Source organism: Prosthecobacter sp., from assembly GCF_044373815.1.
In the GTDB taxonomy this organism is placed as follows: Bacteria; Verrucomicrobiota; Verrucomicrobiia; order Verrucomicrobiales; family Verrucomicrobiaceae; genus Prosthecobacter.
Map to the genome: position 1 here is coordinate 1 of NZ_JBIPNG010000130.1, position 14,361 is coordinate 14,361.

Consider the following 14,361-nt stretch of genomic DNA (forward strand, 5'->3'; position numbering starts at 1 on the left):
CCCCTCCACACCGAAAGTCAGCGTGATTGCGACGCGCAGCATGAACCCCCACCCGCTGTGCGCAGGCGACCTGCTGCGGACTGAAGTCCGCGCTCCGCAGGCGCTGCCGTGCTCCCCGTCCCACTGATGTGCTGGGGGAGACCGAGCGCCGCGGGTGAAAACGTTCAGATTCTAACCGCTGATGTGACGCTGACATGACGCTAATACTGAAACCGGAAATCCAGACTCCGGCTATTCTGATCAGTCTTTATCAGCGTCTCATGAGCGTCTTATCAGCGGTTAAAAACCTCTGCTTCAAGCCCTGCCACACCGCGCTAAAAACCGCTCTTCTCCCCTCACCACGTCCAAAACCACGGCAACTCAAACACCCCCTCCGGTTGCCATGATTTCGGCTCAGGCTCCCCCCTCTCGGCTTCCACCGCCTGCCACGCACCGCCGCCACCTGCACTCCGCTGCGGCCCGTTGCCATTTCCGGCACCGTGTTTTTGACCCCTCGGCACCCTCATGGTTGCCGGTTGCCCACCCTATGTTTTCGAAATGGCAACCGGCAACCGGAGGGCTTGGGTGGCGGGTGAAAGGAGGGCTGCGAAGGGCTCAAACCATGGCGCGACTTGACTCATAGTCCCTAGACTCATCGTCCAAGGTGGTCGGCATGAGGACTCATCCGCCAATGTACATTTCATCTGCACTTCGCATAGCAAGCATCACTCTCTGCGGCGAATCGCGAGCCATGGCAGCATGCAGTCGGCTGGTCAGTTCAAGCCAGTGGTTCAGCGTACTGCCGCTGCCGGATGATCTTTGGGAGATCACCGTGAAGGAAGAAAATGAGGCTCGGCTTCGCGCATGGTGTGCTGCATCGGAGTAGTGATACCGAAGAATCTAGGGCAAGTTTTGATGGCATATGCATTGATTTGCTGAATCGTCAGAGACGCTCCAACACATGTCATCAGACCTTAATACGCAAATCAGAGCAGCAGCCGGGCTGGCAATCCAACAAATGATACGTCACAAGGGTGGCAATGTTTTTAGCTGGGAGGAGATCCAGAGAGGGTTCGAAGTGGATGGTAAAAAAATCTTCTTCGCGACCAAGGCCGCAGGCATTTTCAAGCCGAAGGAACTGACAGACGATGCAGCGCTCAGCATCAAACAGGTGACGCCCTCAAGGACGGGGAGATCAGCACCTTATGATGACAAGGAATTGGAAGATGGAGCGGTCAGCTACAGTCTACAGCGCGAGGGGGAAAAGAGCCCATTCAACAGACAGTTGCAGGAGGCTTACAGAAGAAACATGCCCCTGATCTATCTGCGGGGCATTGCAGACAGCCTCTATGAAGTGTTTTACCCCGTCTTTGTGGAGGAGTTTTCATTCCAAACCAATGTTGCGCGCGTGGTTTTCGATCAACCAGCATCCGAGGCGACCTTGAGTCGTGTTGATGAGGTTCCTGTAGAATATTCTTACGGTATCAAAAAGAACCGGCGGCATCAGCGGGCATTCCGAAAACGTGTTTTCATGGCGTATGGTCTGCGATGTGCGCTTACCAATCTTCCTCTGGTCGAATTGCTAGAAGCTGCTCACATCATTGCAGACTCCAAAGGTGGAGAGGCATCCGTTCGGAACGGCATCGCAATGTCCACGTTTCACCACACAGCATATGAGTCGAATCTCATGGGGATTGATCCTGACGGAAAAGTCATTCTGAGTGAGCAAGTGCGTGCCACGCGCGATGGTCCCATGTTCAGCCATGGTCTCTTAGAAATGGATGGCAGGACGATGAGATTCCCTAATTATCCAGGGCATCGGCCAAACAGAGACTTTCTCGCTCAGAAATTTGAGGAATTCATCAAGGAACAGAAGTGACCAGAATAAGCCCCGAGGGCACGATGATGGGCTGTTCATGACGGCTCCATTTTTTCGTGCGGCCATGCCAGGAAACTAAAACCCCTGTGCGTTGCTGGGAAGTCATGATTTTTAAAAACGACTCTCTCGATCCTGCCGCCGTCTTTACCTGCGCCACCTCCCTGCGGGATGCCTGCGATCAGTCCGCCAAGTTGAACAATCTCAATCTCAGCGAGCTCTTCCAGGGCGTGGATCAGTTTTACCGCGAGGCCATGCGCATTGCCGCCTTGTTTGAGGAATGGGCTTGTGAGCATGTACTCTTCGAGGAGATGTGTGAAGTCTGGCCCTACCTGCTGGAGGACAAGTTTGGAGCCGCCTGCTTGCAGCGCATGAGTGTGGAGGATCTGAAATACTTCGATGCCGAGGACTGCCCGGATGTGGCCATGAAGCTTCTGCTGCCTTTGCATTATCAAGATGCGTCGCGCGTGCCGCTGGATGTGATGGCAATCAATCCTATTCCTGCCTCCCACTTCACCCACTGGCGCATTCAAACCATTCGCTGCCTGAGCGGCGACGACAACTTTGAGCCGATGGCCTATGGCGATGATCCTTTCGATGCCGAATACGAGCCCTCCATCCTCGCCCTTTATGGCGTGGATGCCGAGGGGCTGGTCGAGCACATCAAAGACTTCGATCGCTATGCGGATGCCGTGGCGTTTGCAGGCAAGCTTGCGCCGGGAGTCGAATTTCCTGAGGAGCCGGTGGTGAAAGCTCAAGGGAGTTGATGCCCAGCGGACGTGGTCGGAGCCAGTCCGTGTTTTAACACCTTGGCGTGGCGTCAGGCCGCAGAATAATGGCGAGCGCGCCAGCGTTCTGGAGTGCTCCAGTCCTCTGGAGCTTTACGCAGGCCATAAGACACTCGAAAGCGCCGGAGGACCGGCGCACTCCAAAACGCAAAGCGCCGGTGATGCTCAGGTTTTCAAACACGGCTTAGAATTACCCGGTTGCCACATGGCAACCAAACACCCCTTTTCGGTTGCCATGGGTTTGGCTTCAGGCCTTCGCAAAGGTGCGCCGGGTTGCCACGGGATGCCACATCCTGCCATCAAATGCTCCAAAAACCGAAGCATTGGAGCGGCGTGGTTGCCGGTTGCCAAAGTCAAAACATAGGGTGGGCAACCGGCAACCAGAGGTGCCGTGTGGAGCGGGCTGAGGTGGATTTCAGCCCTCATCATCTTCGTCATCGTCGAAGTCGTCATCGCTGGCGTGGACGCGTATTTGACCGCGCCCCTTGGACGGCAAGGCTTTCGGCGGCAGCAGCTTGTTGGCTCCGCCGCTGAGGCGCTGCTCCTGCAAGGCTTTGCGCGCCCATTTGCTGACGGTGCCCTTGTTCTTGTTCATCATCTCCGCGATGTCCTTCTGGCTGGTGACGCCATCGAGCACGTGCTGAATGAATTCCTCGTATTCGCTGACCTGCGCCAGCTCACACTGAATGTCCGTGATCCCGCTGACCTTGTCGGTGGTGAAGTGCCAGAGCATGTCGGGGAGGGGATCGCCGGTGTTGCGGGAGGGTTTGGCGAAGTGGCTGACGAATTTCGCGCCGGGGTCGCTTTCCAGGCGGGCATCGCGCAGCTCGATGATCCAGGAGCAGGCGTCTTCGCGCTTGGAGTGGCCGCGCATGAGGCCATTGCGCCCGGCGTGGTGGACGACGATGACGGTGATCTTGCGCCGGCGGAGCTCGAGCAGCCAGTGGGAGAGGGGCTCGTAGTCCATGCCTTTGTTTTCATCCACGCCGCTGGCCAGGGAGCTGAGGTTGTCCAAGATGATGACCTGGTAGCCCTGCTGGATGATGAGGTCGGTGATGCGCTGGCGGTCTTCGACTTCGCCGATGTTCAGGCAGGTGCCGTTCTGATTGAAGAGGTGCTCGTGGTGGAGGTGGCACACCTTGGAGAGGTCCAGCCCCCGGGCGCGGTACTTGGTGTGCTCCAGCGCCATCTCGCCATCGATGTAGAGCACGGGGATGTGATCGGGCGCAGGCGGGGCTTCGGGGGCATCGTCCGGCGTGGAGGCGGAGGTGTCGGGATCAGCGGCAGCCCACAGGCCCAGCGGGCGGCGGCAGGAGATGGCGCCGGGCAGGGCCATGGCCATCCACGTCTTGCCCACGCCGCGCGGGGCGTAGATGTAGCCGAGGTCTCCCTGACACAGCCACTGGTCCAGCAGCGCGGGCCGTGGCGGGATGACGAGGGCCGCGAGCTGCTCTGCCGTGAGAACAAACTGCGCCAGCGGTGGCCGTGGCGGCGGCTGTCCGGGAACCGCCTGCGCCGGGGCGCTGCCTGCATAGGCCTGCGGTGCCGGGGCGGGGACGCCGGTGCTCTGCGTGTGGGTGGCTCCCTGTGCGGGAAACGGGCTGCGTGCGCGCAGGCGCTCGTACTCGGCGATCTCTTCGGCGGTGGGTATGAAGGGTGTGGCTAGGTCCATGGTATGTGTTTGTGTTATGTTGTGGTATTGACGAGAAATGTTTGCGATTGTTTGCGGTGGTTAGGAGGCCGGGATCGCGCATGACTAAAACGGCGGATGCACCTCCAGGTCGGGTTTGGGGAAGAGGCCCTCTCGCAGTCCGGCGGTGGATTCCTCATCCAGGCCGGTGGTGCAGTCGTTGAGGTCCTTGATGGGCGTGCCGTCCGTGCGGCGCAACCGGGTGAAATCGAAGAGGTCCACCTCGCACCCCACCTCCCGGAGCTGCATGGCCCACTGGCGGGCGCTTTTGACACCGCCGCCGTCGGCATCGGCATGCGGGTAGATGCGCACGCGGCGGCCGCGCATGAGCTCCAGCGCCGCGGGGTCGATCCGTGCGCCCGCGCCGCGCCCCAGCATGGCCACGGGCAGCACATCCCAGCGTTCCAGCTCGTGCGCAAAGTGCAGCGCCGCCAGGTAGTCCGGCCCGCCCTCCACCAGCAGCAGCGTGCGGAACTGGGGGATGCGACGCAGCACCGCCGCGCCCAGCGGCCAGTTTTTGCGGGAGCCACGCAGCGTGTGCGCCTTCCGCCGGCCCAGCGTGCCGCACGACGTGAAGGGCATGCCATCCAGCCGCCGCGCCTCCACCACGCGCTCCTCGGCATCCACCAGCAGCCAGCAGCGGTAACCCTGCACGATGGAAAAGGTGAGCGTGCGCAGCGCCAGCGCCAGGGAAACGGCCTCCGGCGTGATGCGGCGCGACTCCGCCACCAGCAGCCGGTCCGCCTCCGTGCCGTTGAGCAGCGACACGCGCAGGCCCTCCCGCTGCGGCGGCTCCTGCGCTGGCAGCAGCGCGGTGGCCTTCTCCTTGAAGGAGGTGCCGCGTGGGGCGCCGCTTTGCGGGCTGCGGCCCTTCACCGGCACGGGCACCCCGGCCAGCTCCAGAAACACCTTCAGCGCCTCCGCCGTGCTGATCTGCCGCGCCATGGCGATGAAGTCGATCACGTCCCCGTTTTGGCCCGTGCCGTAGTCCTTCCAGCGCTTCCCGTCCTTGCAGATGGAAAAGGAGGGGTTCTTGTCCTCCCGGAAGGGCGAGCGGCAGGTCCGCGCCGGCTGTCCCTGCAGCCCGAGCTTTTGCCATACCTCCGGGATGAGCAGGCGCTCTTTCAAGGCTGGTATGTCGTGGTGGTTTGTGCGTGGGGTCATAAAGGGGGGCATGGAATCTTTCTCCTCCGGCTCCTCCTCCCCCAGTTTAGGGACTCTGAATACCGTCGGCGCATCAAGCCTCCAAACCGAGGGAGGCGGAGTAAGAGTAGGATCTCTGAAAAGATGCTTTATCGTGGCATTACGTGGTAATCGCAGTCAGCCGCCATCCCGGCGGGACCGTCCAAGCTGGGTGTGGCGGAGGAGGAAGCCGCCGGGGTCGGCTGCCCGTGCGTGCGCAGGGCCTCCATCACCTGCTCCAGATCATAGCGCCGCGCATGGCGCACGCCGATGGAGGGGATGAGGCGGTCGCGGTTCCAGTTCTTCAGCATGCGGCGGTTGATACCCAGCGCCGCCATGAGCTGGCGGGAGGTGAGCAAGGCCGGCGGAGGAGCCGGGGGTGCTGCCGCTGCCGTGAAAGGCAGCGCGGCGTGGGGAGCGGCGGCAGGGCCGGGAGAATTAGGCAGGTCGGAGATCGTGTTCAGTGTCATAGGAGAGAGGAGCAGTTTCTGGCATCTTACCGGACGGCCCGCAGGTCGGGTCTGAAAACCGTGGGTGATTATCACCTACTAGGCACGAATTTTTGAACGTCAATGAACTTTTGGCCATGAGACGCACAAAAGCGCTCGGCAGGGAGTGCCGCCAAGGTAGGACATGGTATGAGATGCCGTGTTATTCACGCTTGCGCAAAGCGTCTTGGACTGCGGCGGCAAGCCTCGGCGCGGCGCCGCTTTCGCAGTCCGGACAGCAGGCCGAGGAGGAATCATCGCCGGTGGGCTGGCTTGACAGCCCTCATGTTTGAGAGACTGTGCAGCATGACCGTGACCTTGCCCGCTGCTTTGGAAACCTTTGTGAGCCAGAAGATCGCCTCGGGTCTGTATCGTGATGCGGACGAGGTGGTGGCTGAGTCCCTCGGGCTGCTGCGGCAGGAGGAGCGCTGGAAGGCGGCTGCCTCAGCCAAGATTGACGAAGGTCTTCGTGATCTGTCTGAAGGCCGTGTTTTGACCGAAGAGGAATCGCGGTCGCAAATGGCGGAGTTCAAGACCCGGTGGCGTGCAGGTGCATGAGGAGTGGCTGTGGAGCGCTGCGTGGTTGTTTGTTCATGGCACGTGCAGTCGGGAGGCTATGATCGAGGACGAGTAGGAGGACGAGTAGGATCACCTGCGGTAAGCATGCCTCACCAAGGCCGTCACACACCCTCCCTTGCCACCGCCTGCTTCCCCGTCTAAGCGAAGGCATGGCCCTCAAAGCAATCATCTACAAAGCCAAGGTCTCCTTGTCAGACCTCGACGCCAACCGTTATGCCGACCACGAGCTCACCCTCGCGCGGCACCCGTCGGAGACGGAGGAGCGCATGATGATCCGGCTGCTCGCCTTCGTGCTCAATGCCCCGGAGAACAACGACCTCGGCAAGCTCGAATTTGGCAAGGACATGTGGGAGGCGGACGAGCCCGCGCTCAGCCAGCACGACCTCACCGGCCTGCTCATGCACTGGATCGAGCTCGGCCTGCCCGATGAAAAGAAGCTCGTGCGCCTCTGCGGCCGCTCCAAGAAGGTGAGCGTCTACAGCTTTGCCAGCAACGCCGCCACGTGGTGGGCCGCGCTCGCCGGGAAATTCACCCGCGTGAACAACCTCACCGTCTGGCAGATCCCCGCCGCCGAGAGCGAGGCCCTCGGTGCCCTCGCGCAGCGCTCCATGGACCTCACCGTGACGCTGCAGGAAGGCGTCCTGTTTGTTGGGGAAGGGGATCGCACGGTGGAGATCAAGCCCGTGCGCCTGTGCGGTGCGGAGTGAAGGCGTTCGAAGCGGATCTTCCTCGGTCTCGACCCTGGAGCCATCGGAGGCTGAAGGCATCTTCGAATCAACCGCAGAGGGGCAACGTGAGCAGAGGTGGCAGAGTTCAGATTCAATCTCTGCTCCCTCTGCGGCAAACCGAACGTCCCCAGACGCACATCCTCAAATGCGCTTGGGGGAATCATTCCAACCGCGCCCCCCACGCTTCCTCATTGACGCCACCCCGCTCCTCCCGCTAAAACGGCGCATGAACTCACGCGCCTCGATTTGGTCCTGCATCGCTGTCGCATCCCTCCTCTCCGCCTGCGCCCCCATCCGCACCGAGACCGTCTCCGTGCATCGCGCGCGCTCGCTGCTCAACAACACCGTGGACTTCGGCTGGGACGGTGGTGCGCTGCACTGCCGTCTCCTCCGCAGCATGGGCGTGGAGCTCATCATCCACCGCGCCACACGCGGCGCCTCGAAGTCGGATGTGGAGTATGCGCGCCGCGAGCACGCCGCACGCGTGGCAGGGATGAAGTGGGGCGCGTACCACTATGTGAACCGCACAGGAAATCTGCAGCCGCAGATTGATCGCTTCATCCGCGTGGTGGCCGCCACGGCGCATCGGCATGGCACCACCGCGCATCCGGTGCTCATGGTGCTGGACAACGAAGGGCGCGACCGCGTTTCATGGTCGCAGCTCGCCTGGGCGGCGCAGCGCGTGCGGGCGCACACCGGTGCATGGCCGCTGCTCTACTGCAGCGTGCCACTTCCTGGTATGCCCGGCTTTGACCAGCAGACGCGCGAGCTGCGGGCGCTGACTCCCGCCGAGCGTGCGGTGCTGAAGGCCTGCGGCCTGTGGATCCCCCGCTACGGCGAGCAGACCTCCACCCACATGACCTTCAGCGTCCCGCGCGTCTTTGGCACCTGGACGTTCTGGCAGTACTGCGGCGACATCAGCGGCCATCCCAAAACCGCGCTGTTCGGTCCCGAGTTCTCCGGCAACGTCGGCGGTGCCTACACCCGCTCCAGCGGCCGTGCCTCCCTGCGCCATTTCTGCGATCGCAGCTTCTTCAACGGCTCGCGCTCGGCGTTTGAGAAATTTTACCGCGAGCACTCCTCGGCGGTAAGTGCGTGGCGGTGAGCGAGGGCTTGGAGGAGGGGCATCATCTTGATCCCTCAGTCTGGAAATGTTGCGCGAGGCGGCCCGTGGCATGCGTGTGCTGACCGGCCTGCGAAAGCGGTAGCTGCGTTCGTTCCTCACTGCGCGACCGCAGTCCAAAGGCGGGAGCTCCACTTCATCTTCCTCATTCCCGGGCCTGCCGCCCTTGCTATCATCATCACAAATCCAAGCCGCCACCTGCACCATGAGCCCATGGGCAGGTTTTCAAAACACGGCCTGGATGATTATTCACCCGATGCGGGTTTACCAGAGCACGCGAAAGCCGACGATCATGGTGTGGCTGTCGTAGTTGGTGCGGAACATCTCGGCCTGGTAGGCGGCATAGACGGAGTAGCGGCTCCAGCCGACATTGATGCCAGCGGTGGCGACGGCGCTGTCGCGTCCGATCCTCGGCCCGTGCACGGTGAAGGGGTTGCCTGCGCCGTTGGCGAACCGGGAGACCATGGCGAGTTCGTTGTCGAGAAACTCATGCTGCCAGTGCAGGCCGAGGTAGGGGGTGATTCGGGTCTCACCCACGTGGGTGGTGTAGGCGGCTTGCAGGCCGATGCGTGAGCGCAGGGAGTTCTGATTCTGCGAGGGGAAGGCCAGAGGCTGCAGGGAGCCGGTTTCTTGGAAGCTGTCGATGTTCACGTCCGTGTAGCGCAGGGAGGCCATGGGGGTGATGGACCAGTGGTCATTCACCTGGATGTTGTAGCCAGTCCCGACATACGCGTCGAAGCTCTGGCTGTTGGTGCTGCCCTCGGCTGTGCCGCCGAGCGCGCTGCGCCGGGTCTCGTAGCTGTTGAAGCTGCCGCCGACCAAAAATTCGGTGTAAAAGGAGCCTCTCAGATACATGGCATACACGGCTGCGCGCATGCCATCGGCAGAGAGCGAGCCGCCTTCGGTGAGATCACTGTTGGACCGTGCATAGCCAAGCGTCAGGCCTACGACCCAATTCTCATTCAGGCGCACATCAGCGCCGAGGGTGGTGCCGACAGATTGCACATCGAAGCCGTTGGCATTCGTGGTGTTTCCGAGGCTGGCGTACTGGCCGGTCGCATTCACAAAGAACCCATGGCGGGCATATTGGGGCGTGCTGGAGGGGGAGAGCACACCGCCGAGGATGGCTTCTTTGCCGCTCGTTTCAGGGCTGGCATTGCTCCAGCTCGCGTTGCGGATGGAGGAAAGGCGCTGCTGCACGCTGAGGATTTCGGTATCGAGCTGGGCAAAGGCGATGCTGTAGATGGCGGTCAGCTCCTCAGGGGCGATTCTGTCGAGCTCATGAGGCACGGCATTGATGTTGAGGCCGTTGAGATAGCCGAGCACTGCAGTCTGGCGCACATCGGTCAAAGCGGAGTCCAGCGCGCCTGCCGTGGCGGTTTGATTTGGCGTGAGCGGGATGAGGCTCAGGGCGTTTGCAAACGTGTTCTGCACCGCATTCACAAAGACATCGGTCGGGGTGTACACGACGACGAGTTTCACCAGAGTACCCGGGCCTTCGAAAGGATTGATCACCGTGGCGAACGTACTGGCGACGCTGCCAGCGTTGATGATGTTGAAGCTGTCGCCCAAGTTCGGGCGCAGTCCGCCGGCCGTGGTGATCAGCAGGGTGCCGCCGAGGTTTGCCGCGCCGCTGATGAGCAGCTTGTCATTGTTGTGCGGGGTCACAACAAGCTCTGTGGGGAGCAGGCCCGTGCCGCCTTGGGTGTAGCTGCCGTTGATGGTGAGCGTGCCCACGGGAGCACCCGGATTCACGGTGCCAAAGTTGTTCACATTCCCGGTGATGGTGCCAGCGCCCGTGAGATTGCCGCCTAGCAGGACATTGACGGTTGGGGAGACGAGGGCGCCGGTCACGGAAACGGTGCTGCCTGAGGCCAGGGTGGTGGTGCCGGTGGCGGTGAAGGTGCCGCCGGTGGCGATATTGAGAGTGCCAGCGTTGATGTTGGCAGGACCGGTGACCGTGGTCGCGCCGCTGATGACGAGGGTGCCTGGGCCCGCCTTGGTCAGACTGCCGGCGCTAGTGACCGCGCCACTGAAAACCGCCCCGGCGGTGTTGTTCACTGTCACCGTAGGTGTAGCGCCTGTGAATGCCAGACCGCTGGAGATCGTGAGCAGACCTGCGCCGCTGTTGACGGTGAGGCCCGGGTCGCCGGCAAGGGTCAGTGTGTTTGCACCGGCGATGGTGACCGCTGCCGTGTCATTGATCGTGAGATTATTGATGGTGAAGTTTGCGCCGAGTGTGGTGCTCTGGTTTGCCGCGCCAGTGGCGGAAAAGGTGATGTTATCTGCCAGGGAGGGGATCGCTGTCGCCGGAGTGCCGGCCTGATTGCTGGCCCAGTTTCCAACTGTTGTCCAAAGACCGCTCGCTGCGCCCAGCCAATGCGTCGGCGCACCAGGAACACCAGGTGCAAGCGGCGTGAGGCTGATGGTGTTGGTGTCCATGGTGACCGCGCCATTCAGGGCCAGCGCACGTCCGTCCAATGTGGCTCCTGTGTTGAGTGTGATGGAGGTCATCGCCATGATGGTTCCCGAGAGAGAAGAGTTGACCCCGAGAGTGGCAGAGCTGCCGACCACCCAGAAGATGTTCCCCGCCTGTGCACCATTGATCAGAGTCACGGAACTGCCCACGGCGGTGATGAGGGTGGAGCCAGCCTGAAAAATAAAGATGGCATTGGGATCTCCCCCCCCATCCAGTGTCAGGGCTCCGGTGAGCCCAAAGGAGCTTGGATCATTGTAAATACCTGCTGTCAGGGTCTCAGTGCCGAAATTATGGATCGGTCCATAGATGATCGTCGGCAGCCGGCCTGCACCGTCATTGAACGCCGTGAGCAGATCGGCTTTCCCCGCCAGGGTGATGGCATCTCCTCCATGATTGGTCCCGGTCAATGCCACCGAGCCAAAGCCCGTGATGGTGGAGGTCGGCAAAGATCCCACATCTCCAATGATGGTGGTGGCCCCCGTGTTGGTAATCCCCGAACCTGCGAGAACCCGGAAGTCAACGGCCTGCCCCAGATCGATGGGAGCTACAGCAGCTGAGAGTTGGAATTCGGCAAATGCGGCTGCGGCAATCATGCACCAGGAGATTCGTCTCATAATTTTCGGCAATGGCTTGAGATATTGGGGGTATTTCATGGTAGTTAAGGATTAGTTTTGCATCTAACGAATAGACTTAAATGTGTAGTAGTTAAAAATCATATGGGGTTGATACCCCAAGAAATGCATCTAAGTATTCCGGGTGTGCTACGTGGCGGCGTGACACCGAATGACTCGGGCTGTTTGCACTCAGGTCTGCAGGCACTCACTGCGGTGCCCGCATGGGATTTCATGGGTCCTACCCACGGCCCAATCGATGAGGGTTGCTGCCTTACATGCCGCTTGAGGCCTCGTTGCAGTGCCGTTCAAACCTGCCGCCTTGAACTTCCCCCCCCCACAGGATCAAGTGTGTCCGCGCTGCTGGCGCCGGCGCAAAGCCAGCCCCATGAGGCCGTACATCAGCAGGATGGCGCGCGAAGGCTCAGGAACGGCGACGATGCCAATCACGCCCTGGCTGGCGAACAGGCTCGTATCCCAAGACCACAAGGGGTTGAAGGAAACGAGATCTGGCAGGCTCAGCTGTGCGGCGCTCAATCCTGTGATGCGGTTCCAGTCCAGCAGGTCGAACACGTCATGCAAGGCAGGTGTGTAACCGTTGGCAAAGTGCACCCCCAGACCGCCTGCGGCCACTGCGCTGAAGCTGAGTGTGCCTGCGCCACTGCTGCTGAAGAGCAGGCGGTCATTGCCGCCATCGGTGTAGGTGCCGGTGACGGAGAGGAGGAATCCGGTGCTATCATAGGTGGCGGTGTAGCCGTGCATGCCATTCGTGCCGAGCTGAAAGTCCGCGCTGCCGGTGCTGGTGAAGGCCACATCGCCGTTCACGGGCGTGAAGGTCAGCGTGCCCACACCGTCGTTGGCGCCTGGTGTTCCAGGAGCCAGCAAGCCGGCGAGGATGACGCTGTTGGCTCCCGTCGGCGAGACCGTGCCCGTGCCTCCAAGGGTCGTTCCCGCGCTGGTGGAAACGGCGCCCGTGCCCGCCGTGCCGTTGACAAAGACCGTGCCCGCTGTGACGAGGGTCGCTCCGGTGTAAGTGTTGGCAACGCTGAGAATCAGCGCGCCTGCACCTGTCTTGGTCAGGCTCTTGCCAATGCCTGAGATCGGCCCGGTGAGCGTCAGAGTCTCCGCCGCATTGGGCACAGGAATAATGAGGTTGTTGTTCAGGCCGATCGTGTTGTTGTCCAGAGTCACCGCTGCATTCACTGCCAGCACCCGGCCATCCACCGTTGCGCCGGAGGTCAGTGTGATGGACTGCGAAGCCAGCAGACTCCCCACGAAGCTTGTGTTCGTGCCAAGCGTCGCAGAGCTGCCGACCTGCCAGAAGACATTGCTCGCCTGTGCGCCGCCGATCAGGGAGACCATGCTGCCCGATCCGGTGATGAGCGTCGAGCCGGTCTGAAAAATCCAGACGGCATTCGGATCACCCATGGCATCCAGCGTCAGCGTTCCTGTGAGCCCCAAGGAAGTGGGATCATTGTAAACGCCTGGTGCCAGGGTCAGTCCGCCGAGATCAAAAATCGGTGTATAGATGGTCGTCGGTACTCGGCCTGCGGCGTCATTGAAAGCCGTGAGCAGATCGCTTTTGGCACTCTGGGTGGTGGCATCTCCGGCATGATTGGTACCGGTCAATGTCACCGTGCCAAAGCCACTGATGGTGGTGGTCGGGAAAGTACCCACATCTCCAAGGATGGTGGTGGGCCCTGTATTGGAAATCCCCGAACCTGCTAGAACAGCGAAGTCAACGGCCTGCCCCAGAATCACAGATGCATCAGCACCTGATGCCTGGCATTCGGCCAATGCGGCGGCGGTCATCATGAACCAGAAGATGCGCCTCCTGATTTTCGGCAAGGACTTGAGCGGGAGATGTTTGTTCATCGTGGTTTCAAAGGGTGGCTGCCACGAACCTTAATTGGGCCTTCATTTTAATGTCCATGGGGTCAATACCCCGCGATATTCATCTAGGATATGTAGGTGCAACGCATGCTGCCGAGCCGCCGTATGGCCCGGCTGTTGGCACGCAGGTCTGTCCTTCTCGAGTGATGCCGCTCGAAGTCATGTTGGAGGAGTTTCACGACCGCTCCACATCATGCGCAGACGCATCCTCACCCAGGGTCTCAGAAGGCCAACGCAGCGGTGGCCGTGCCTCACTGCGCCATTTCTGCGACCGCAATTTCTTCAACGGCTCGCGCTCGGCGTTTGAGAAGTTTTACCGCGACCACGCCACGGCGGTGAGTGCGTGGCGGTGAGTGATGGCTTGGAGGAGGGGGATCATCTGGATCCCTCAGTTTGGGAGAGTGGGGCGAGGCGGAGCGCAGAGGGATCGGGACGATCCCGCTCCTAACAGAGGCGCTAGGTCTGCGGGTGCTTCCGCACGCACGCGAACGGACGGGCTGTCGCCACACCCATCTACGACAAACCTGCACCTCCAATGATCAGCCCATCCATGGGCGGAATGCCACCGCCGTGCGGCGTGAGGCTCATTTGCTCAACGGCCGCCTCGACAGCCGCCACAAAGCGTTCACCCAGCTTGTCATCGATGCGGGCATAGTATTCGATGGCCTCGTAATATTCGATCCGGGCGTGTCTGTTCCAGCGGTGGCTCATGCGGCCTGCTTTTCCTTGCGGATGCTGGCCAGCAGTTCGCGAGCACCACTCATGACCTCCTCATGCGGTATGCCAGGAGTGCTGCCATCGCGCATTGCTTCCACACGCCGGTTGAGTTCATCCCGCCATTCCTGACTGACTTCGATGTCATCTTCATCATCAAGGCTGCCGATAAGCTTGGTGACGAGAAAGGAACGTTCAGCACGCGGCATGGAGAGCGCACATTCGACAAGC

13 protein-coding genes are annotated in these 14,361 nt (G+C 61.2%); 6 read left to right on the forward strand and 7 right to left on the reverse strand.

Features of this window, described 5'->3' with window-relative positions; genetic code table 11:
- The first annotated feature begins 940 nt into the window (after nt 1-940).
- Both ACIREA_RS12640 and ACIREA_RS12645 read left to right on the forward strand, forming a co-directional pair.
- Complete coding sequence (locus tag ACIREA_RS12640) at nt 941-1,858, forward strand: HNH endonuclease (RefSeq protein ID WP_397382634.1); 918 nt, start codon at nt 941-943, stop codon at nt 1,856-1,858.
- 104 nt (nt 1,859-1,962) lie between these two features.
- A complete protein-coding gene (locus ACIREA_RS12645; protein ID WP_397382635.1) occupies nt 1,963-2,622 on the forward strand; it encodes a hypothetical protein in 660 nt (219 codons plus the stop codon).
- 436 nt (nt 2,623-3,058) lie between these two features.
- Here the strand turns inward: ACIREA_RS12645 and ACIREA_RS12650 are convergent, their stop codons facing one another.
- The 3 genes from ACIREA_RS12650 to ACIREA_RS12660 all read right to left on the reverse strand — a co-directional run bounded on the left by ACIREA_RS12650 (nt 3,059) and on the right by ACIREA_RS12660 (nt 5,985).
- On the reverse strand, nt 3,059-4,315 hold the full coding sequence (locus tag ACIREA_RS12650; protein ID WP_397382636.1) for an AAA family ATPase: 1,257 nt from the start codon (nt 4,313-4,315) through the stop codon (nt 3,059-3,061).
- A gap of 84 nt (nt 4,316-4,399) precedes the next feature.
- Nucleotides 4,400-5,497, reverse strand: coding sequence for a CHC2 zinc finger domain-containing protein (locus tag ACIREA_RS12655; protein WP_397382637.1), 1,098 nt, complete (start codon nt 5,495-5,497; stop codon nt 4,400-4,402).
- Between the two features lie 128 nt (nt 5,498-5,625).
- Nucleotides 5,626-5,985: a hypothetical protein gene (locus ACIREA_RS12660; RefSeq protein ID WP_397382638.1), complete on the reverse strand. Its 360-nt coding sequence runs from the start codon at nt 5,983-5,985 to the stop codon at nt 5,626-5,628.
- A gap of 324 nt (nt 5,986-6,309) precedes the next feature.
- On the opposite strand from ACIREA_RS12660, the gene ACIREA_RS12665 reads away from it, so the two are divergent.
- The 3 genes from ACIREA_RS12665 (at nt 6,310) to ACIREA_RS12675 (ending at nt 8,415) form a co-directional block, all read left to right on the forward strand.
- Nucleotides 6,310-6,561, forward strand: coding sequence for a type II toxin-antitoxin system ParD family antitoxin (locus ACIREA_RS12665; protein ID WP_397382639.1), 252 nt, complete (start codon nt 6,310-6,312; stop codon nt 6,559-6,561).
- 170 nt (nt 6,562-6,731) lie between these two features.
- Entirely contained in the window at nt 6,732-7,289 is a 558-nt protein-coding gene (locus tag ACIREA_RS12670; RefSeq protein ID WP_397382640.1) for a YaeQ family protein, read from the forward strand.
- 247 nt (nt 7,290-7,536) lie between these two features.
- A complete protein-coding gene (locus ACIREA_RS12675) occupies nt 7,537-8,415 on the forward strand; it encodes a glycoside hydrolase family 25 protein (protein WP_397382641.1) in 879 nt (292 codons plus the stop codon).
- Nucleotides 8,416-8,697: 282 nt separating this feature from the next.
- Here ACIREA_RS12675 and ACIREA_RS12680 read toward each other — a convergent pair whose 3' ends face one another.
- Together ACIREA_RS12680 and ACIREA_RS12685 are read right to left on the reverse strand one after the other, a co-directional pair.
- A complete protein-coding gene (locus ACIREA_RS12680) occupies nt 8,698-11,526 on the reverse strand; it encodes an autotransporter domain-containing protein (RefSeq protein WP_397382642.1) in 2,829 nt (942 codons plus the stop codon).
- Nucleotides 11,527-11,868: 342 nt separating this feature from the next.
- Complete coding sequence (locus ACIREA_RS12685; RefSeq protein WP_397382643.1) at nt 11,869-13,398, reverse strand: ice-binding family protein; 1,530 nt, start codon at nt 13,396-13,398, stop codon at nt 11,869-11,871.
- Between the two features lie 164 nt (nt 13,399-13,562).
- On the opposite strand from ACIREA_RS12685, the gene ACIREA_RS12690 reads away from it, so the two are divergent.
- Entirely contained in the window at nt 13,563-13,769 is a 207-nt protein-coding gene (locus tag ACIREA_RS12690) for a hypothetical protein (protein WP_397382644.1), read from the forward strand.
- 160 nt (nt 13,770-13,929) lie between these two features.
- On the opposite strand, the gene ACIREA_RS12695 is transcribed toward ACIREA_RS12690, so the two are convergent.
- Together ACIREA_RS12695 and ACIREA_RS12700 are read right to left on the reverse strand one after the other, a co-directional pair.
- Nucleotides 13,930-14,127 carry a hypothetical protein gene (locus ACIREA_RS12695; protein ID WP_397382645.1) on the reverse strand — a complete coding sequence of 66 codons (198 nt, stop codon included), beginning with the start codon at nt 14,125-14,127 and terminating at the stop codon, nt 13,930-13,932.
- Nucleotides 14,124-14,361: addiction module protein (locus ACIREA_RS12700; RefSeq protein WP_397382646.1), on the reverse strand; the 238-nt coding region annotated here is incomplete at its 5' end. The genes ACIREA_RS12700 and ACIREA_RS12695, both read right to left, overlap by 4 nt.

Excerpts from the sequence above, each read along its gene's own strand:
- ACIREA_RS12695 (WP_397382645.1), bottom strand. The coding sequence starts at position 14,127 with ATGAGCCACCGCTGGAACAGACACGCCCGGATCGAATATTACGAGGCC.
- ACIREA_RS12685 (WP_397382643.1), bottom strand. The coding sequence starts at position 13,398 with ATGAACAAACATCTCCCGCTCAAGTCCTTGCCGAAAATCAGGAGGCGC.
- ACIREA_RS12680 (WP_397382642.1), bottom strand. The coding sequence starts at position 11,526 with ATGAGACGAATCTCCTGGTGCATGATTGCCGCAGCCGCATTTGCCGAA.
- ACIREA_RS12675 (WP_397382641.1), top strand. The coding sequence starts at position 7,537 with ATGAACTCACGCGCCTCGATTTGGTCCTGCATCGCTGTCGCATCCCTC.
- ACIREA_RS12665 (WP_397382639.1), top strand. The coding sequence starts at position 6,310 with ATGACCGTGACCTTGCCCGCTGCTTTGGAAACCTTTGTGAGCCAGAAG.
- ACIREA_RS12690 (WP_397382644.1), top strand. The coding sequence starts at position 13,563 with ATGCCGCTCGAAGTCATGTTGGAGGAGTTTCACGACCGCTCCACATCA.
- ACIREA_RS12655 (WP_397382637.1), bottom strand. The coding sequence starts at position 5,497 with ATGACCCCACGCACAAACCACCACGACATACCAGCCTTGAAAGAGCGC.
- ACIREA_RS12640 (WP_397382634.1), top strand. The coding sequence starts at position 941 with ATGTCATCAGACCTTAATACGCAAATCAGAGCAGCAGCCGGGCTGGCA.
- ACIREA_RS12670 (WP_397382640.1), top strand. The coding sequence starts at position 6,732 with ATGGCCCTCAAAGCAATCATCTACAAAGCCAAGGTCTCCTTGTCAGAC.
- ACIREA_RS12650 (WP_397382636.1), bottom strand. The coding sequence starts at position 4,315 with ATGGACCTAGCCACACCCTTCATACCCACCGCCGAAGAGATCGCCGAG.
- ACIREA_RS12660 (WP_397382638.1), bottom strand. The coding sequence starts at position 5,985 with ATGACACTGAACACGATCTCCGACCTGCCTAATTCTCCCGGCCCTGCC.
- ACIREA_RS12645 (WP_397382635.1), top strand. The coding sequence starts at position 1,963 with ATGATTTTTAAAAACGACTCTCTCGATCCTGCCGCCGTCTTTACCTGC.